The organism is Vibrio sp. 1CM24A, assembly GCF_023161725.1.
Taxonomy (GTDB): domain Bacteria; phylum Pseudomonadota; class Gammaproteobacteria; order Enterobacterales; family Vibrionaceae; genus Vibrio; species Vibrio coralliirubri.
Map to the genome: position 1 here is coordinate 79918 of NZ_JALNTS010000006.1, position 17412 is coordinate 97329.

Below are 17412 nucleotides of genomic sequence, written 5' to 3' on the forward strand. Positions count from 1 at the left end.
TAGTCTCTTCTTTGTTCAAATCTTAATAAGAATAGAGCTAACCGTTAGTCTTTGTTTTCTGGCACAGACTTTTTCGGCATAGAGTAGCTCTTACTCACAAATTCCACTTCCTCGACTTCATTCACATGATTGGTAAAAGAGGCCAATGCATAGAGAGTGTTCGCGACTAGGTTGGCGTATTTAAAAAGAATCGGGTCTGGCGACTTTTTGCTTTCATGATGTTCAATACTCACCAAAGCTCGCACAACTTTCTTAGCCTGACAACGACACAAGTGAAGTTCACTAGACACTCGGTGCCCACCGGGTAAGACAAAACCTTTAAAACCACCTTCTAACTGCTCACGGATACGATGATAGTCTTGCTTGAGCTCGACCAATTCAGACTCGGTGATGGCAAGCTTACCGCGTACAGAGCCATTCAAATGGTAGATGTTTGGCTGCAAGCGTTGCAGGATCTCACGAACCTGAGGCTCTAGCTCTAAAGACAACACCAATCCAACTCGACAACAAAGTTCATCCGACAAAATCTCAAAATCACAGATAGGACTGTCTTCATAGATAAATGGGTAACAGAACTCGTCCCAATCTCGACTTACTGGTTTCACGTACCGATCCTTACACATAAATAGTCATCAAACGCCAATATACCAAACTCTTTGATTTAGACATAAAAAAGCCCTCACATTGGAGGGCTCCTGAAGAAATAGGTTAAACGAGATTACTCATTAGATACTTTTTTGTGGCCTTCTTGTAGGTGAACGAAGTCCACCAGATCGTCGCCTGACACTTGGTATGCTTGACCAAAGCCTTTAACGAACAGGCCATTCTCTGCTTTAAGGTTGAACAGAGAGAAGTCTTGCAGTTGGCTCAAACCATCAATGATTTCACCAAAACGCTCTTGCATCTGGCCAATCACTTGAGTCCAAAGTTCCGTTTCACGCTCCACAACACTTGCTTGAGCATCAAACGTTAAACGCTTACGTGCGTAAAGCTGCTTCGAGCTCTCTTCGTCTTCAATCATCATCAAAGAGACCTGAGGGTTCGCTTTCAAGTTACGAGCATGACGAGCAATATCAGAAATTAGAACAAAGTAACCTTCTTGGTTCTGAACGAAAGGTGCGTAACTTACGTTCGGGCGACCTTCTTCATCAACCGTTGCAAGTTGAAGGGTACGGCGCTCTTGGCGAAACTCTTTAATTTCTGGACCTAGGCGACCTTGTAGACGTTCTTGTTTTACTTGCTGTTCCATGGGTAATTCCTTTCTTCACTTTCTCTGATTTATTATTTTTGCCCGAGGTTGAGCGATCATTAGCGAACTAAACGATCCTCGAGCATTGATGTCTTGTTTAAGCCAGTTAGCAACCCTATGTCAGATTGCTGCTGATTATTTACTATTGACTGTACTTAAGCTTGTTCTTTTAACGCTTTGAAGCGTTCTACTTGGTCGGCAATAAGCTCACGCTTTTCGTTACGGCCTAGGTAAATCTTAAAAATATTTTCGCCGGTTTCACTGAAGAAGCCGAAGTAATGACTTTCACGACCCATGAACGCCTTGCTCACCAAACCGATATGTTTAACGTTATCCAGTTTTAGGTGGCCATGAAGCTCGCCATCTTTACCCAACAGGTTGTAGTAACCACGCGCTACTTTACCTTTCGGGAATGGCGCTTTTACTTCAAAGATAGAACCAAATGAATGCACGATAGTGGTCACAGGGCCCCAACCCACTAAACCTTCTAGAATCTCTTGAGCACGGCTGCCATCTAGCATTACTGCCATGTCGTTTGGAAAAGCAGCAACCACTTCAACCTCTGAAACACCTAGCTTCTCAGCAATTGCTGTTGGAAGTAGTTTTGGCTCTTCTTCTAAAATTAGAGCTACGCGTTGTTCTAGAGTTTCTGTCATTTCTAATGTTGTATCTGTCATTGAATATGTTCCGTATAAACGAGTAATTTGCGTAAGTTATAAACTAAAAATTCGATATTAAGCGTGCTTCAAACTTGCATGCGGGTGTACGCCCGAACCTGATGCTTTAGGCGCTGGATGCATAGCTTGGTATTCAGCGTTAAGCACTTGAATTACACTCTGCGCTAGGCTTACCGCCCAAAAGCTGCCAGCAATAGTCAGGCTCAGATAATCTTCCGAAAGCTCAACTAAACCGTTCTTTTCCCAATGCGCGAACAGAGGTTTTAGGTAGTCGAACGTGTCTTGTCCCATAAAGCTCGGTAGCGTACTTCTTCTAACAACACCAGAATCGAAACCTGCCTTTAATGTTGAGAAGATAGGCTCTAATGAGCTTTGTTTCGTCATCATGGCGATAGGTAATTGACCTTGCTTTATAGACTCCATGTAGCTGTCTAAAGTTCGATGCTGCATCACACCATGGCCACCGATGTTGCCTCCAGCGCCACAACCAATGGGTAGAACTTCGGCATAAGTTTTCGCTAAGCTGTTGTAAATGCTGCGTTCGCGGTTATCACGAGTCCAGTGGTTTACGCTCAGTTGCTTGACCTTATTTTTTGTCATGAATTCCACACCCGCCAAATACATGCTCGCCTTATCTGGCGTATTCGCAGGCGGTGGGATTTTTCCTTTCTCAACAAGATTAAGCATAGGTGCATTGCCCGCAACAATCAGTTGGTAGAGGTCAATGCCGTGTGCGCCAGTAGACATGTAGTCTTCTAAATCTTGTTGGAACACTTCCATAGATTGGTGTGGTAATCCGTATAACAGGTCAAGAACGATTGGCGCTTGCTCGGTGCGGCTTAGTGAACTGATACGTTCTAGCACAACCTCTCGGTCATCTAGGCGCTTAGCACTACGTCGAACCTGAGTATTGAAACTTTGAATACCGAACGAGAAACGATTGAAGCCACCTTCAAGCGCACGATCAAACATCTCGTCACCAAATCGATTGATACGCCCTTCCAATGTCATCTCAACATCGTTTGCTAGTGGGAAATATTGGCGAATCGCTTTACCCAGCTGCTCAACTTGTTGAGGTGACAAATCGGTGGGTGTTCCGCCACCAATATAGACGGCGTGAAATAGTCCAGACTGAGCCCAAGGCGTTTTGGCTTTCTGCTTTAGCTCGACCATCAGTGCATCGAAATACTCATCCACTAATTTACGGCTTGCGGCATTTTGGAAGAAATTGCAGAACGTACAACGCACACGACAGAAAGGAATGTGGATATACAAGCAACGCTTATCCTGTTTTTTCCCTTCACTCAACATCAATTCGTCAAAGAGTTCTAACTTCTTATTGGGGTCGACCGGAATTGAACTTCCTCCGGCGTGTGCAGAATGCTTTTTCGCAAACGCAAAACGAAGCGGATCAGGGCTAGAAACGCCCAAGATTGATTCGTCAAATTTATAAATATTAAGACTCATATAATCTCTCTAAACACTTACATAGCAAAGTCTGGAAGACTATTCGCTAAAAACTGAGAGAATCATAAATACACGCAAATGATAATGCAATTGATAATTGATCTTATTTAGATTCTAAGCAATAATCCGATACAGAATTTTGATTTGGTAAAGGATTGATTGTGAACGTTCCTAGATATGTTATTGCAGGCGGTGCATCGTTAGTGATTCATGCCGCGTTGTTGTTTGTCGCTCAAGAATCCAAAGTCTTTGCGATGCCTGCAGGTAGCCAATCGAACACGGTATCGATCAACTTCACTCCTAAGAGCGTTCCTTCACAAGCTCAGCAAAAAACAGTCACAGAGCCAGTTGAACCTGAGCCAATAAAAGAAACCGTCTCACAAGCTGAACCTAAACCAGTCGAACCAAAAACAGTTGAGCCAAAGCAAGCTAAGCCAACTCCAAAGAAAAAAGCGATCACCAATAAGCCTCAACCAAAGAAAGTAGAGAAAAAAGTGATTGAGAAGAAGGTTGTCGAGAAGAAGCCGGTTCAAAAGAAACCAGTGACTGAGAAAAAGGTGGTGAAGAAAGAGCGCCCAGAGCGAGCGCCACAACAAGAGAAGCTGTCCGACAAGAAAGTCGATAAGAATATGGACGAATCTGCCAACCAGCCTCAGGAAGTAAACCAAGGCGTATCAAACCAAGAGCCAGTTTTGGTCACTAAACCTTCGTTCTCTGCGCGTCCTACCCCACCGAATTACCCTCGCCAAGCAAGACGCCGTGGCGTTGAAGGTGTCGCGACTTATGAGATCTGGCTAGACGCTGAAGGTAAACAAATTAAACAAGCATTAGTAAATTCATCAGGCGCACTAATGCTCGATAACGCCGCATTAGATGCCATTAAACAATGGAAATTCTCACCTCACACTGTCAATGGTCGAGCGATTGCTCACCGAGTACAAATACCTGTTCGTTTTAGGTTGGATTAATCATGCAACAAATCAGTTACTTACAAGATCAACTTGGCTTAATGACTTGGCCTCTTCTTATCTGTTCAGCATTAACAGCAATGATCATCGCTGAACGTGTCTTCCAAGTCATGCTCAGCATTGGTGTGGGCAAACGTGCCATTCGTCGTGAGCTTAACCAAATTTCACCAACCAACAGTAAAGAGATTGAAGCGCTTGCTCAGTCGATTTCAGGTAAACGTCCGCTACTGTACAAGGGCGTGTCAATGTTGCTTGCTCACCACTCTTTCTCAAAAGGGTTACGAGAAGATGCCGCTGGGATCTGGCTACAAGAAAAACGCCACCAGCTTCATGCAGGTTTAAGGCTACTTGGTTTGATCGGCGTGATCAGCCCACTCATCGGCTTGCTTGGTACGGTACTTGGTCTTATTGAGATGTTTAAAGGCGTTGCCGCGACAACAGGCAGCATCACGCCTAATGATTTGGCAGACGGTCTTGGATTAGCAATGAGAACCACAGCAGCAGGTTTGATGATTGCGCTTCCTGCTATTTCTGGTGCTCAGCTACTAGGGCTATGGGCCGATCGAGTGCTAGCTCAGCTAGAACATACTCTGAACTATGTGAATGTGTGGCTAGAAGGCATGTCGATTCAAACCAATCAGTCCGATGATACTCAAGGCAAGCCTGTCAACAAATCTTCTATCGGTGATGTGAGCCAAGCATGATTAAAACGCCCCACTCATCGAACACGCAGAGCCTAGCGCCGGACTTAACACCGCTGCTCGACATCATTTTTATCGTGATGGTTTTTCTATTGCTTACGGCATCGGTAAAGCTGGAATCGCTAGAAGTTGAGCTGCCAAGCTCGGATGTCAAAAACGTTTCTGAAGTCCACAAGGATTCGATTAGCGTCAATATTTTAGACCGTGAACCCTATTGGGCAATTAACGGCCAAGAATACATCGACTGGGAAAACTTCAAGATTGCCCTGTTAGAAGAGACTGGTTCAACGGATAAAAAACCGATCATCATTGGCGCAGATAAAGCCGCCAACGTTGAAAACCTAGTGAAGTTGCTTTCATTCCTTCAAGAAAACGGAATACCAGCGACTCAACTGCTCACGGACGATGGTTAGAACAATACTCAATTTTTATGAGGCCTAGAGTTTATGAAATTTGGCTCCTGATAGCTAAGAGCAAATAGACAGAACTAAGCCTCTCTATCGATTCGAACTCACAATGCGAACGGACTGCTCACTGAGTATCTTCGCGATACAAAAAGAAAATATAAAGAACTTATTATGAACAACTTAAACGTGCTCAATAAATTAAAGACCAAGACACATCTCCTTTCAGTTGCCGCTATGAGCTTGGCACTTAGCGCACCCGCAATGGCCAACGACACTGAACAACCTAGAATCATCAGTGCTGGCAGTGCCGTTACTGAATTGGTTTTGGCATTAGGTGCTGAAGAACAGCTAGTCGCGATTGATGTGACCAGCCACTTTCCTCAAGCAGAAAACCTACCAAAGATTGGTTATCACCGAAACCTGTCTGCGGAAGGTTTGCTTGCCCTAGAGCCAACCACTCTGATTGGCTCTGATGAAATGGGGCCAGACAACGCGATCTCTCAATTAAAATCGGCAGGCGTCGATGTAGAGATCGTGAACACTGAAGCAAACGTTGAAGGGCTGTTAAAGCGTATCGACCAAATCGCCAAGATTACCCATACCGAAGATCATTCGCAGCAAGTGAAAGCCGAAGTAAATCAGAAGATCGCTGCACTGAAAGCGAACCAAGTACCAAGCGACGAAGCGAAGAAGGTGCTTTTCTTATTGCTGCATGAAGGCCGTCCTGCGAACGTTGCTGGCGGTGAAACTTCGCCAAATGCAATCATCGAGTTAGCTGGCGGTGTGAACCCTGCAGCTCAAAGCCTAACGTCTTACAAGCCACTGTCGATGGAGTCACTGGTAGAAATGCAGCCAGATGTGATTCTAGTCAGTGGCCGTAGCTACCAAAAGATGGGCGGTGCTGATGCCATCCTGAAATCGCTACCTATGTTAGCAGCGACTCCTGCAGGTATGAACAAGCAAATCATTACCGTAAATGGCAGTGCTTTGGTTGGCGGGCTTGGCCTAGAAAGCCTTTCAGAAGCTAAGCGATTAAACGCACTTATCTATCCGCTATAACTTATCTACCCGCTATAACGCGACTACCCTATTTTTACTGTTGCTAGTTCAATGCCCGTCACCAGCCTACTTTCGCTAATGTTGGTAATGGATATTGAAGTTAGCAGTGGACATTGAGGCCCTTTATGTTGTTACGATCCGTCCCGCTGAAAACATCGATGTTAGGCCTAGGTGCTACCCTAGTCTTCGTCGCACTGTTTTCAATCACCGTTGGGCCAATGAACATTAGCTTGGCTGACAGCGCAGCGAGCTTACTCCAGCCAAACAATGACTTGGCTCCCCACATCAACTTAGTGATTCAAGAGATTCGCTTACCTCGAACCATTTTGTGCATGTTGATTGGTGCGATTCTCGCGTTATGTGGTGCTGTTATGCAGGGCCTATTTCGAAACCCGCTTGCTGAGCCTGGGATCATCGGTGTGTCTGCTGGGGCGGCGCTAGGTGCAGCACTGGCCATCGTACTTTTCTCTGAGCTATCGCTTCAATACCCTGCTTTCATGAACTTTGCTGCGGTTCCTGTGTTCGCTTTTCTTGGCGGCGCTTTAACCACGCTGCTGGTGTATAAGCTGGGTACAGGTAAATTCGGCACCTCTGTCACCATCATGTTGTTGGCGGGTGTGGCGATCAGTGCGCTCTCTGGCGCAGGTATTGGCTTCTTGAATTTCATTGCTGATGACCAAATGCTGCGCGATCTTTCATTGTGGTCGATGGGTTCATTGGCAGGCGCTAAGTGGTCAGGGATTTTGCTGGCAGCTGTCACGCTCGTTGGCTTGTTTGTTGTTTTCTACCGCCAAGCGATGTCTCTAAATGCTCTATTACTGGGCGAGTCAGAAGCGCAACACCTTGGTATCCCAGTACAGAAGTTGAAACGAAAGCTGATTCTACTGACTGCCGCAGGCGTTGGTATCACGGTTAGCCTATCTGGCATGATTGGTTTTATTGGATTGGTTATCCCACATTTAGGTCGCATGTTAGCGGGCCCTGACCACCGAGTTCTGTTGCCACTATCAGCGGTACTAGGCGCACTGCTGCTAACCGCCGCAGACATGTTCTCACGCGTGGTACTTGCTCCGGCTGAACTTCCTGTTGGTATTGTCACTGCGATTATCGGCGCCCCATTCTTCTTGTATCTACTATTTCAACAGAAAGGGAGAATCCTTTAATGTTTCCTTCAGCTTTAAAAGCGACCGATATCGAAGTGAAGTTCGGCAGTAAAGTGATATTAGATGGCGTTTCTATTGAGATTGAAGCGGGAAAGGTAACCACACTGCTTGGGCCAAATGGCGCAGGTAAAAGCACGCTGCTTAAAGCTTTGTGCCAAGAGATATCAAGCAACGGCGATATCCAGTATTTTGGACACACCAAAGACAAGTGGCCTTCTCAAAAGTTAGCTAAGCACCTTGCTATGCTTCCTCAACACAGCACATTGACCTTCCCATTCTTGGCTCATGAAGTTGTCGAGCTTGGTGGGATTCCTCTGCAAGAATCCAACAAGAAGCTGACCAGCATTGCTAGCCAAAAAATGGATGTTGCTGATGTGACTCACTTGAGTGAAAGGCTTTATCCTTCACTATCAGGCGGTGAAAAGCAGCGAGTGCACTTGGCTCGAGTGTTAACTCAGCTTCACCACTCTGGTGACCAATGTATTTTGATGCTTGATGAACCAACGTCTGCACTGGATCTTGCCCACCAGCACAACACCTTAAAGATTGCGAGAGAATTGGCCGACAACCACAATGCCGCGGTTATCGTAGTTTTGCATGATCTCAACTTAGCCGCGCAGTATTCCGATCGATTGGTGGTATTGAAAGATGGCAATTTGGTGTGTGATGGCAAGCCTTGGGATGCGCTGAAACCTTCGATGATAGAAGATGTGTATGGTTACAAAAGTATCGTAGAAAAACACCCAACCATGAGTTTCCCTCAGGTTCACCCCGCACAATAAGTCAGATTAAGGAGCGACTCGTTTTGAGTATTCGTTCTTGATAACAATGACGTAATTCTAAGCCTCGATTTGTTCGGGGCTTTTTATTGGCTCACAGCCACTCTCTCGGCTTAAACTCAATTTTATTAATAACCACAAAAGCAAGCACCAAAACGACTCACCTTGAGCATTTGAGGCTCTAGAAATGAACTCTACTTGTTAGGGTTACTTAGCTTTTAACACTGAAGAGAAAAACAAGCCGCGGGCGTAAGCATATAAAAAGAAAAGAAATAACATCATTCAGCATCAATCAACATCATTCAGCAAACAGCAACATCGGTGTGGGATTGAGAGAAAAACGCACAAGAAGTGAAACTGCAGGCACAAAAAAAGCCCCCGCAGGAGCTTCTTTTATTGAGTGCTAATTATTGGCTCATACGAATCAATGATTTACCAATCAACCACTCTAGTTCTTTACCGCTAGTATCGCCAAACTGAGTTTCAGTCAGCTTGTATAGACGATCAATACCGTTTGCAGCGAACTCATGTGCGCTCTCAGCAGTAACGATATGATGGAAAAGTAAACGTAAGATTGCTAGGAACTCAGCGTCTTCAAGTGCTGCAACCCAGCTTGCTGAAAATGCGTCAAGGCCATTTTCGAAGTCAATGTGTTCCATGAACATCTTGAAAATACGACCGTCTAGAGCAGCAGTAAAATCCGTTTTCTTTGGAAAGTGATGACTTATACCTGTACGAGAAACACCCGTTTGCTGACTCAACGTCGTGTATGACATCTTGTCGTAACCCAATCTTAGTAGCTGGTCTACAACGGCATCCATGATTTTCTGGATCGTGATTTCTGTATCTTCTTTACTACGCTTTGGCATATTCAGGCTCTTCTCTTTGTAAATCCATCTAACTCAATCAAATGAAGTCAGAATGAAAATCGTTATCAGCATTATGTGAGCAAGGTATTTTTTCGCAAGTATTTCCATTAAATACCAACAAATACTTTGTACGAACAATTTTACAGTGCTGCCTCTTTGGGCACTTTGTCTAATTATTCTTCGAAAGTCACCTTACCTCTCTAAGTGGTTAATCTAAAATAACAACTTAGAATATCAAATACCCAACAATAAATTCATTGTATAAATACCTATCAAGCAATAGATAGTCTTATAAAATTAGTTACGACGCAACTAACTGAATGATATTCTAACAAATTAATGACACTGCTTATCAACAAAACATGAGATAGATCACATACATATTTGGCGACGCGAATGTACACATTCATTTAACCCCTTCAACAAACAACATAGCATACCAGTACAAATTAGTTCAAAGATTTTAATTTTTGTAGATACAGTTCAAATTGCTCGTTAGAATAACCTCAGACTTTGTAAGAGGATTATTATTATGAGCCAAGATATTGGTAACAACGATGTATGTGAGGCTTGCGGCTGTGCAGGCGAAATCGGGTTCATCATTAAAGAAGGCGACGATGTTGCTGAAGTAACGGTTTACGGAAACTCAAAAGCACTTATTGAAGCTGAGTTTGCTAAGTACGTTGAACTTGCTAAACAAGTGTCTAGCAACGTTGAATTTGAAGCATCAGAGATGACTGAAGAAAGCACAGAGTTGCACGCTCGCTTCAAATTTGAAGTTAGCGCTGAGAAGATTATTTTTGAACTTAAGACTCGCTCTCTAGCGCGTTAATATAAGCATTTATATTCTTATTAAAAGACGAGTGAATTACTCGTCTTTTTTTAATTGAACCCAAGCCAGTGACCCATTTTGCTCAAAATCGTTTTCTGCAGCGCACTGAATCACTACACCCCCCACCTCTAACACAGCCCCAATGCTATAAGCCTTATCATCGTAATAACAAACTCGTTGCTGTTGACCGCCTTGTGTCACCACCACCGCAGCTTTACCGGGCGTTGAAATTACTTTGTTGGCACTCGCAGACATTGAGCCAAACATTGAAGCGGCTATCAGAAAGACCTTAATAATTCGTATATTTACTCTAATCATCGATTTACCTATCATCTTTGCTCCATTCCTCGTTAATCTACCGCCAAATGGGTAAAACACTATGCGAGATTAATTTTTCCATTATAGTGTAAGCGTCTATCGTAATAAGAAGCCTGTTATGCTCAGAATAATTGCACTTATTATTGGTTCCTTAACCATAACAAATGTCAGTGCTGAACCACTCGATCACTATCAAATATTGAACCATCTCGATAATTACGGAAACTTATATCTACGAAATAAGCCTTATACATCACTTCCAACGGGCTTGGTGGTAGATGGTAATCTCAATATAGAGAATACTGCGATCACACGCCTGCCCAAAGGGTTAGAAGTGAACGGCAGCCTAAAAGGCTCTAACAGCCAACTCGCTCGAGTCCCGAGCGGGGTTAAGATAAAAGGTTACGTCGACTTGATTGGCAGCCAAATCACCAGCTGGCCAAGAGGCGTAAGAGTGGGTGGTTTTATCAACCTCACTGATACTCCACTTCAGAGGCTACCTAATGGCTTTAGAGTGAAAGGCGATCTGAGCGTGATTCGTACGCCTTTAACAGAACTACCAAACGGGATAATCATTGATGGTGACTTATATATAGGTGGTTCTGGGATCACAACGTTTCCCGATACCATGACAGTCAAAGGCAACATCTATCTAGGCGGCAACACTGTAACCACATGGCCAACCAACCTAGAACTCGGTGGCGCCGTCGCTCGATAGTTCAACCCAAACTTTAGGTCTTAAAAGCAGATGGTCAGCAACAAAAAAGGAGCCTAAGGCTCCTTTTTCAGTTCCATCAATGAACTCGTTTGCTAACACTCGTTAGCCGATATTCTTCACTGGGTTCGCATAGCTATCGATCAAGTATTGACGAGCGCCTTGTGGCAAAGTCGATAACTTCTCTTCAAACTCTTGCTTAACCGCAGCTGTAATCGACTCGTCTTCTCTTTCCGCTGCTAGCAAGTTAACTGGGAACAGCTTGTAGTTATCGTGGATCTGACGATCGATCTCTTCAGCAAGAGCTTCAGGCGTATCAAAATCTTGGTCGATAACCTGACCGAAGCCGACGTGAACGCGTCCTTTATTACCGATGATGCCTTGAATGATACTTTCGATATCTTCAAACTCACCCTTTTCGTAACTGCCGTTTACGTCTTTTTCGAAAAGCTCTATCGCTTTAGCTGTGTCACATGGGTCGTTCTCGTAAGAAATAGCCACAGGAACAATCTTTAATGACTTCACGTATTCAGGAAAAGCAATTTTTTGCTTACGTCCTTCAACATGGAACATCTTCAAGATAGCTGGCTCTGTAAAATCGTTACCGTCTTTAGCACGGCCTTCTTTTTGAGCGATCCAGATAGAGTTACCTGTCTCTAGAGAGTGCTTAATGTAAGAAGACAGTTGACCTAGCGCTTTCATCATTTCACGCGGCCCTTTCAAAGAGCGCTTAACGATGAAACTTTTGTTCAGACGCATCAATTCAGTCGCACATGGCTTCTTCAACAGGTTGTCGCCAATCGCGATGCGACAAGTCTGATGGTTATTTTGATGCAGAGCGTAATTTACTAACGCCGGATCCATAGCAATGTCACGATGGTTTGATACAAACAGGTAAGCTTGATTCGCATCCAGTGACTCTACACCTGTGTAAGTCACGCCGTTTGTGGTTTTCGCTAACGTGTCACGTAAGTACTTTTTCACTTCAATCTGAATGGATTCAACGCTAGTCAGCTTGCTCCACTTCATTTTTAAGTACACACGCAAAATCGGGCTCATTAATGCTTTGAACCAAGACGCATGGTTTGAAAAACGGTAGTGCAAGATTGCACTGATAAATTCTTCATCATTAATAAGACGGTTTAGTGCCGCTGGAATTTCATCATCGCCGTAAGGACGAATATCAACATATGGATCGGTTGGAGAGGTCATTTTTTAATTCATATAATAAAAAGCTGGCTCATTCTACGCGTTGTTTTGACTTCTCGCAGCTACAGAGCCCATACTTTTGACAAGGTCAGACCAGAAACATTGAAAATCCCCTGTTATTGTTGGCATTCTTTAAGATTAACGGTAATCTTGACGCCCCAAAATTAAGGTACTATCTATGAACTTCGCTATTGAATATACATCGGCTTACTTTTCACACTTGGTGATCACACCACGCAAGAAAGTACTTAAACATAGCCTTGTATCGGTTCAAAATGGCTTGGTTTTGATTAAGTTAGGCAAACAAGAGTATGCCGTTGAACCAGGACAAAGCGTCTGGATTCCACACGACTGCCTAACGTCACTGACCTACTTTCCAAACACTCAGGTTAATCGCGTCGACTTTTCTGTTCGTTTGACGGATTCATTCCCAAGACAAGCGGGTTACATCACGCAAACTAACCTCTCTTCGGCGCTACTAGAAAAACTAGAGCAAACCAAAGCTCGTGCTTCCAATGCCAATAATACGGAACAAGCGTTTAAAGATATGCTTTCTGTATTGAAGCAAGAAGTGTTGTCGTTTAAACCCCTGCTTTGCGAAAGTGCTCTTTCTCAGCGATTCAATCAATGGAACATTGATGATTCAAACCTGCCACAAGAGCACACTCTGGTGATGGTGATGCGAGAAGCGAAGAAGCGCATGCAGTCAGGCCAGAAACGTTCACTTGTGATTGATGATCTGTTCTCAGGTAAAGAAGAAGAGTTCGAGCAACTGTGTATGCTTGTTTTTGGTGAAGATTTATAGCTTGGCGGAAAGTGAGTGCTGGTATTTAAACTAGCAAGCCAGATACTAAAAAGCCGCAAAAACTGAGTTTTTGCGGCTTTTTTAATTCTTACTATTTAGACGTAGATAGCAATCTATCTATGTCACTACTGGTCTAGAATGGCAACTCAACCTGCATCATTAGGTCGGCGTCACGTGAGTCGTGCCAACGATAATCAAAGCGCATACGCGGCTGCCCTTCTACTTTCTCGCCAAAACCGATGCTGAGTTGAAGACCATGATTCATCAACCACTCTTCAGTCGACATATCATACTGCTCGTCTTCAAGGTCTTCTGGAAACCACATACCCAAGCCAACATAATTTGACTCAATGCTTTGTGTCAGCAATGGCGAGTCTTTACTTTGAAGTACCCAATCAGACCAATAGTCCGGAGTGCTTTCAGGTTCATCATCGCTCAGCCCGCTGATTTCCATCATACGTTGGCCAAAAGACTCGATGCTGGTCGAGAAATCTAGACAGTTGTCATCTTCATCAGAAGTCAGCATGATTGAATCTAGGCTAAAAAAATCACACTCAGCATACGCAGGCATACTGCATGCTGCCATGATCAACGTCGCTGGTATCGCGCTCTTTAGCATAGTCCTCTGACCTCTTGATTAGTGAACTTACATTATCTGATACAGTCCACTATCTTGCAACATCTTTGTAACTGACTTTGTACTCAGTTTTGCAACATCGCTTCCACTTATCAGTGCATTACGTATGTCTGTGCTGCGAATTTTTACTTTTTCAGGGCAAGCCATTACAGACCATCGCTCGGTAATCTCATCTGATTTATAGAAAGATGAGAACTTAAAGAAGTTATCTGGGCCAATAACAAATGTCAGTTCAGCGTCACGATGTAACTTTTGAAGTTCACTGAGCACCGCATAAGTCGTGACGCTTTCACCTGGGGTAAATAGGCTCTTTTCGACCAAAGAAAGCTCCACTTGATCCAGTGAAAGATCGCTAATAAATGCGTTAACTAACTGACATCTCGTATCAAAGTCTAGCATCTCTTTTCCCCAAGCATGGGCAATACTTGGAACAAGTAGAATTTTGTCAAAGTGAGCCAACGAATCAATCACACTTTTGTGCCCTAAGCTCGGCGGATTAAACGCACTACCGAAAATGGCTATTTTTTCCATTATTAATTACTGCCTTCTCTTTCTAAGCTTGTGCAAAGAGGTTTTTAAATCGGATGATTTAGGTATGATAACACTAGATTTTTAATTTGCTTGCAGGAAAGGAATACGAATGGAACAGTTAATTCGTGACGAAATGCGCGTACTACCTTCAATTGACCCTCACTTCGAAGTGACTCGTCGTGTGGACTTTATCAAAACGAAACTTCAGCAGTCAGGCTGCAAGTCTCTGATCCTTGGTATCAGTGGCGGTGTGGATTCGACAACTTGTGGCCGTTTAGCACAAATGGCCGTTGATAGCCTAAATGAAAGCGCTGGTAGCGACGACTACCAATTCATCGCGGTTCGCCTGCCTTACGGTGAACAAAAAGATGAAGACGAAGCGCAACTTGCGCTGTCTTTCATTCAGCCTTCTCAATCTGTTTCTGTAAATATTAAAGCGGGTGTTGATGGGCTTCACGCTGCATCTCACGTTGCTTTAGAAGGCACAGGATTGCTACCAACAGATTCAGCAAAAATCGACTTTGTGAAAGGCAATGTGAAAGCTCGCGCTCGCATGATCGCACAATACGAAATTGCAGGTTACGTTGGCGGCCTTGTAATCGGTACAGACCACTCAGCGGAAAACATTACTGGCTTCTACACCAAGCACGGTGACGGCGCATGTGATTTAGCACCTTTGTTCGGCCTGAACAAGCGTCAAGTTCGTGAACTAGCAGCAACACTGGGCGCTCCAGAGCTACTGGTTAAGAAAGTACCAACTGCAGATCTAGAAGAGCTTGACCCACAGAAAGCCGATGAAGCAGCATTGAACCTTTCTTACGATCAGATCGATGATTTCCTTGAAGGCAAAGCCGTTTCTCAAGACGTATCCGATCGCTTAGTGAGCATCTACAAAGCAACACAGCACAAGCGTCAACCAATCCCAACGATCTACGATTAATTCGTTTTTGAATTAGTCTCAGAATCAAAAAGGCCGGAAGCTCATTCACGAACTTCCGGCCTTTTCTATTTAGTGCTTTTCCTTTTGACCGAACGCGTCGTTAATCAACAACTTCGATATCGGTTTGAGGCACACTGCAACACGCCAGTATCTGACCCATATTGCGTTCATGTTCTTGCAATGCAGGCACATCCGGTTGGTGAACTTGCCCTGACTCAAGGGTCACTTTACAAGCGCCACAGAAACCAGCACGGCAACTTGAAGCGATAGACACACCCGCCGATTCAGCTTGCTCTAGCAGGGTTGATTGGTTATTACCTTCGAACAAGTAGCCATTAACACTTAACTGCAGTTGCTTCACCGCCTCTTCAGTAGACTGAGCAACACCAAACGCTTCTTGATGATAATGCTGAGGATTAAGCCCCATTTGAATCAGCAGTTTCTTGGCATTATCCATAAAGCCGTCAGGACCACATACGAATGCTTGACGCTTATGTAGCTCTTTAATTTTAGCGACATGAGACACGCTCAAACGGCCTGATAAACCATCCCACTCTTTCGTTGGTTGGCTTAGTGAGTAAATCACCTGTAAGCCCGGATGTTCATTGGCAATTTGATCGATCTCTGCTTGATAAGGGATATCTTCTTCGCTGCTGCATTGGTGATAGAAAACCACATCATCAATCTGACCATGGTCGGCCAAATAACGAAGCATCGACAACATTGGCGTAATACCGCTACCCGCAGACAAAAGCAGCAGTGGGTGCTTAGGGTTTTGTTCTAAATAGAAAGCGCCATCTGGATTTTGAGCAACAAGCGTGTCACCGACTTGGAAGTGATCATTGAGCCAGTTGGAGATTTGACCATCATCCACTCGCTTTACAGAAATCGCCAAACGACCTGCGCGTGATGGGCTCGAAGATAACGTGTAACGACGAGACACTTTTTCACCATCAATCACCATCTCAATCGGTAGATGTTGCCCTGGCTGATAGCTTGGTAATGAATGGTTCTCTTTCGCTGGCTCTAGCCAAAACGTTGTGAAGTCGCGAGCGATCTCTTCACGCTCGACGCAAGTTAAGTGCAGTGATTCTACCCAAGTGTCTTCATAGTGCTCTTTCTCTTTGGTTTCAAGTACCTCAACCACATCACCCGCTTTCACCAGACCTTCATTTTTTGCCACAAGGTTCTGACCAAAGAAAACACCACCACGCTCGTTAGCTCTGAATGTAGAGAAGGTATTGAGTGGTTCTTTTGTTGCTCTGAATTCTCCACTCTCAACATCGACTGTTGTTAGGATACAGCGCTCGCAAGGCTTCACTGCTTCGAATTCAACCTCACCAATTCGGATACGCTTCCAACCATCTTCAGCAAAGGCTTCTGTATTTGAAACAACAAAGTTAGTACGGAACTGATCCATTGAATGAACTTCAGGGCTGCGGCGGTTGAGCTCATCTAGAGAGGCTTGGCTGATCACCAACATTGGATAGCCATCAGCGAAACTGACATTCTGACCAAGCTTTTCTCGAACACGATTGGATTGCTCACCACAGAATAGCAGTTCTACGCGAACACCAAGCACATCGCTAAACCAATCATCCGCCTCGTCGTTGGTGGTATACGCAGTGAAGCTATCTTTCCACACTGTTGCAGGCGCTTCTTGCATCTTGAAGTTTGCATATTTCAGGCGCAGCGGCTCTTTGCCTTCGTAAGTAAAGATCAAACCGTCTGGCTGCAAGCTTGAAGACACCTTGACCATTTTAGGGTACTTACGCGCCGTCACCATTGAGCCGTCAGCCAACGCCAACATAAAACGTCTGTCGAAGGTAAGGCCCTGTTTTTCGACCCAAGCAGAAGAGAGTGCGATCCCGCCTACTGATTTAACCGGAAACACGTTGATTTGAGATAAGGAAGGAGCTTGCTCTGAAGCCTTTCGATCTATAGGTGACTGCGACATAACGATTCCAATGTTTTGTTGTTTGTCCCAATGCTAACAAATGGTTATAAATAGATAAACTGGCAGGAATTAAACACTTGATACTAAGCTAATATCTTGAGATGTTTAAATCACTGCCTTGTATACATT

20 protein-coding genes are annotated in these 17412 nt (G+C 44.3%); 10 read left to right on the plus strand and 10 right to left on the minus strand.

Annotated features, from left to right (window positions below):
* Nucleotides 1-44: 44 nt before the first annotated feature.
* The 4 genes from MSG38_RS14300 to hutW form a co-directional block, all read right to left on the minus strand.
* Nucleotides 45-605, minus strand: a complete 561-nt coding sequence (locus MSG38_RS14300) for an ATP:cob(I)alamin adenosyltransferase (protein ID WP_248402051.1) — start codon at nucleotides 603-605, stop codon at nucleotides 45-47.
* Between the two features lie 113 nt (nucleotides 606-718).
* Nucleotides 719-1249 carry a heme utilization protein HutZ gene (gene hutZ, locus MSG38_RS14305; RefSeq protein WP_004731858.1) on the minus strand — a complete coding sequence of 177 codons (531 nt, stop codon included), beginning with the start codon at nucleotides 1247-1249 and terminating at the stop codon, nucleotides 719-721.
* Between the two features lie 155 nt (nucleotides 1250-1404).
* Nucleotides 1405-1926, minus strand: a complete 522-nt coding sequence (gene hutX, locus MSG38_RS14310; protein WP_248402052.1) for a heme utilization cystosolic carrier protein HutX — start codon at nucleotides 1924-1926, stop codon at nucleotides 1405-1407.
* A 57-nt stretch (nucleotides 1927-1983) separates the two neighbouring features.
* The gene (gene hutW / locus MSG38_RS14315) at nucleotides 1984-3393 is read right to left on the minus strand and encodes a heme anaerobic degradation radical SAM methyltransferase ChuW/HutW (RefSeq protein WP_248402053.1); all 1410 of its coding nucleotides are present in this window, start codon (nucleotides 3391-3393) and stop codon (nucleotides 1984-1986) included.
* A gap of 161 nt (nucleotides 3394-3554) precedes the next feature.
* Between hutW and MSG38_RS14320 the strand changes: the two genes are divergently transcribed.
* The 6 genes from MSG38_RS14320 to MSG38_RS14345 all read left to right on the plus strand — a co-directional run bounded on the left by MSG38_RS14320 (nucleotide 3555) and on the right by MSG38_RS14345 (nucleotide 8473).
* The gene (locus MSG38_RS14320) at nucleotides 3555-4361 is read left to right on the plus strand and encodes an energy transducer TonB (RefSeq protein ID WP_248402054.1); all 807 of its coding nucleotides are present in this window, start codon (nucleotides 3555-3557) and stop codon (nucleotides 4359-4361) included.
* A 2-nt stretch (nucleotides 4362-4363) separates the two neighbouring features.
* Nucleotides 4364-5065: a MotA/TolQ/ExbB proton channel family protein gene (locus MSG38_RS14325; protein ID WP_048610699.1), complete on the plus strand. Its 702-nt coding sequence runs from the start codon at nucleotides 4364-4366 to the stop codon at nucleotides 5063-5065.
* A complete protein-coding gene (locus MSG38_RS14330; protein ID WP_019826831.1) occupies nucleotides 5062-5475 on the plus strand; it encodes a biopolymer transporter ExbD in 414 nt (137 codons plus the stop codon). The genes MSG38_RS14325 and MSG38_RS14330 overlap by 4 nt, the downstream gene beginning before the upstream one ends.
* 165 nt (nucleotides 5476-5640) lie before the next feature.
* A complete protein-coding gene (locus tag MSG38_RS14335; protein ID WP_061038026.1) occupies nucleotides 5641-6528 on the plus strand; it encodes an ABC transporter substrate-binding protein in 888 nt (295 codons plus the stop codon).
* A gap of 125 nt (nucleotides 6529-6653) precedes the next feature.
* Nucleotides 6654-7691: an iron ABC transporter permease gene (locus tag MSG38_RS14340; RefSeq protein ID WP_048609731.1), complete on the plus strand. Its 1038-nt coding sequence runs from the start codon at nucleotides 6654-6656 to the stop codon at nucleotides 7689-7691.
* On the plus strand, nucleotides 7691-8473 hold the full coding sequence (locus tag MSG38_RS14345; RefSeq protein ID WP_017067953.1) for a heme ABC transporter ATP-binding protein: 783 nt from the start codon (nucleotides 7691-7693) through the stop codon (nucleotides 8471-8473). Before MSG38_RS14340 ends, MSG38_RS14345 begins: the two co-directional genes overlap by 1 nt.
* A 404-nt stretch (nucleotides 8474-8877) precedes the next feature.
* On the opposite strand, the gene MSG38_RS14350 is transcribed toward MSG38_RS14345, so the two are convergent.
* Nucleotides 8878-9339 carry a TetR/AcrR family transcriptional regulator gene (locus MSG38_RS14350; protein ID WP_004731875.1) on the minus strand — a complete coding sequence of 154 codons (462 nt, stop codon included), beginning with the start codon at nucleotides 9337-9339 and terminating at the stop codon, nucleotides 8878-8880.
* A gap of 532 nt (nucleotides 9340-9871) precedes the next feature.
* Here MSG38_RS14350 and MSG38_RS14355 point away from each other — a divergent pair.
* Entirely contained in the window at nucleotides 9872-10171 is a 300-nt protein-coding gene (locus MSG38_RS14355; RefSeq protein WP_017062761.1) for a YfcZ/YiiS family protein, read from the plus strand.
* 36 nt (nucleotides 10172-10207) lie between these two features.
* Here MSG38_RS14355 and MSG38_RS14360 read toward each other — a convergent pair whose 3' ends face one another.
* The gene (locus tag MSG38_RS14360; protein ID WP_052878733.1) at nucleotides 10208-10504 is read right to left on the minus strand and encodes a YnjH family protein; all 297 of its coding nucleotides are present in this window, start codon (nucleotides 10502-10504) and stop codon (nucleotides 10208-10210) included.
* 103 nt (nucleotides 10505-10607) lie between these two features.
* Between MSG38_RS14360 and MSG38_RS14365 the strand changes: the two genes are divergently transcribed.
* Nucleotides 10608-11207 carry a hypothetical protein gene (locus tag MSG38_RS14365; protein ID WP_052878734.1) on the plus strand — a complete coding sequence of 200 codons (600 nt, stop codon included), beginning with the start codon at nucleotides 10608-10610 and terminating at the stop codon, nucleotides 11205-11207.
* A 102-nt stretch (nucleotides 11208-11309) separates the two neighbouring features.
* On the opposite strand, the gene MSG38_RS14370 is transcribed toward MSG38_RS14365, so the two are convergent.
* Entirely contained in the window at nucleotides 11310-12416 is a 1107-nt protein-coding gene (locus tag MSG38_RS14370) for a 1-acyl-sn-glycerol-3-phosphate acyltransferase (RefSeq protein WP_052878796.1), read from the minus strand.
* 175 nt (nucleotides 12417-12591) lie between these two features.
* Between MSG38_RS14370 and MSG38_RS14375 the strand changes: the two genes are divergently transcribed.
* Complete coding sequence (locus tag MSG38_RS14375) at nucleotides 12592-13218, plus strand: AraC family transcriptional regulator (RefSeq protein WP_102332682.1); 627 nt, start codon at nucleotides 12592-12594, stop codon at nucleotides 13216-13218.
* A gap of 133 nt (nucleotides 13219-13351) precedes the next feature.
* Here MSG38_RS14375 and MSG38_RS14380 read toward each other — a convergent pair whose 3' ends face one another.
* Complete coding sequence (locus MSG38_RS14380; RefSeq protein ID WP_048609737.1) at nucleotides 13352-13837, minus strand: hypothetical protein; 486 nt, start codon at nucleotides 13835-13837, stop codon at nucleotides 13352-13354.
* A 27-nt stretch (nucleotides 13838-13864) separates the two neighbouring features.
* Entirely contained in the window at nucleotides 13865-14386 is a 522-nt protein-coding gene (locus tag MSG38_RS14385) for a nicotinate-nicotinamide nucleotide adenylyltransferase (protein WP_248402055.1), read from the minus strand.
* 109 nt (nucleotides 14387-14495) lie between these two features.
* Between MSG38_RS14385 and nadE the strand changes: the two genes are divergently transcribed.
* Complete coding sequence (gene nadE / locus MSG38_RS14390) at nucleotides 14496-15326, plus strand: ammonia-dependent NAD(+) synthetase (RefSeq protein ID WP_248402056.1); 831 nt, start codon at nucleotides 14496-14498, stop codon at nucleotides 15324-15326.
* 100 nt (nucleotides 15327-15426) lie between these two features.
* On the opposite strand, the gene MSG38_RS14395 is transcribed toward nadE, so the two are convergent.
* Nucleotides 15427-17283 (minus strand): hybrid-cluster NAD(P)-dependent oxidoreductase, encoded by a 1857-nt coding sequence (locus MSG38_RS14395; RefSeq protein WP_248402057.1) that lies wholly within the window; start codon nucleotides 17281-17283, stop codon nucleotides 15427-15429.
* Between the last annotated feature and the right edge of the window lie 129 nt (nucleotides 17284-17412).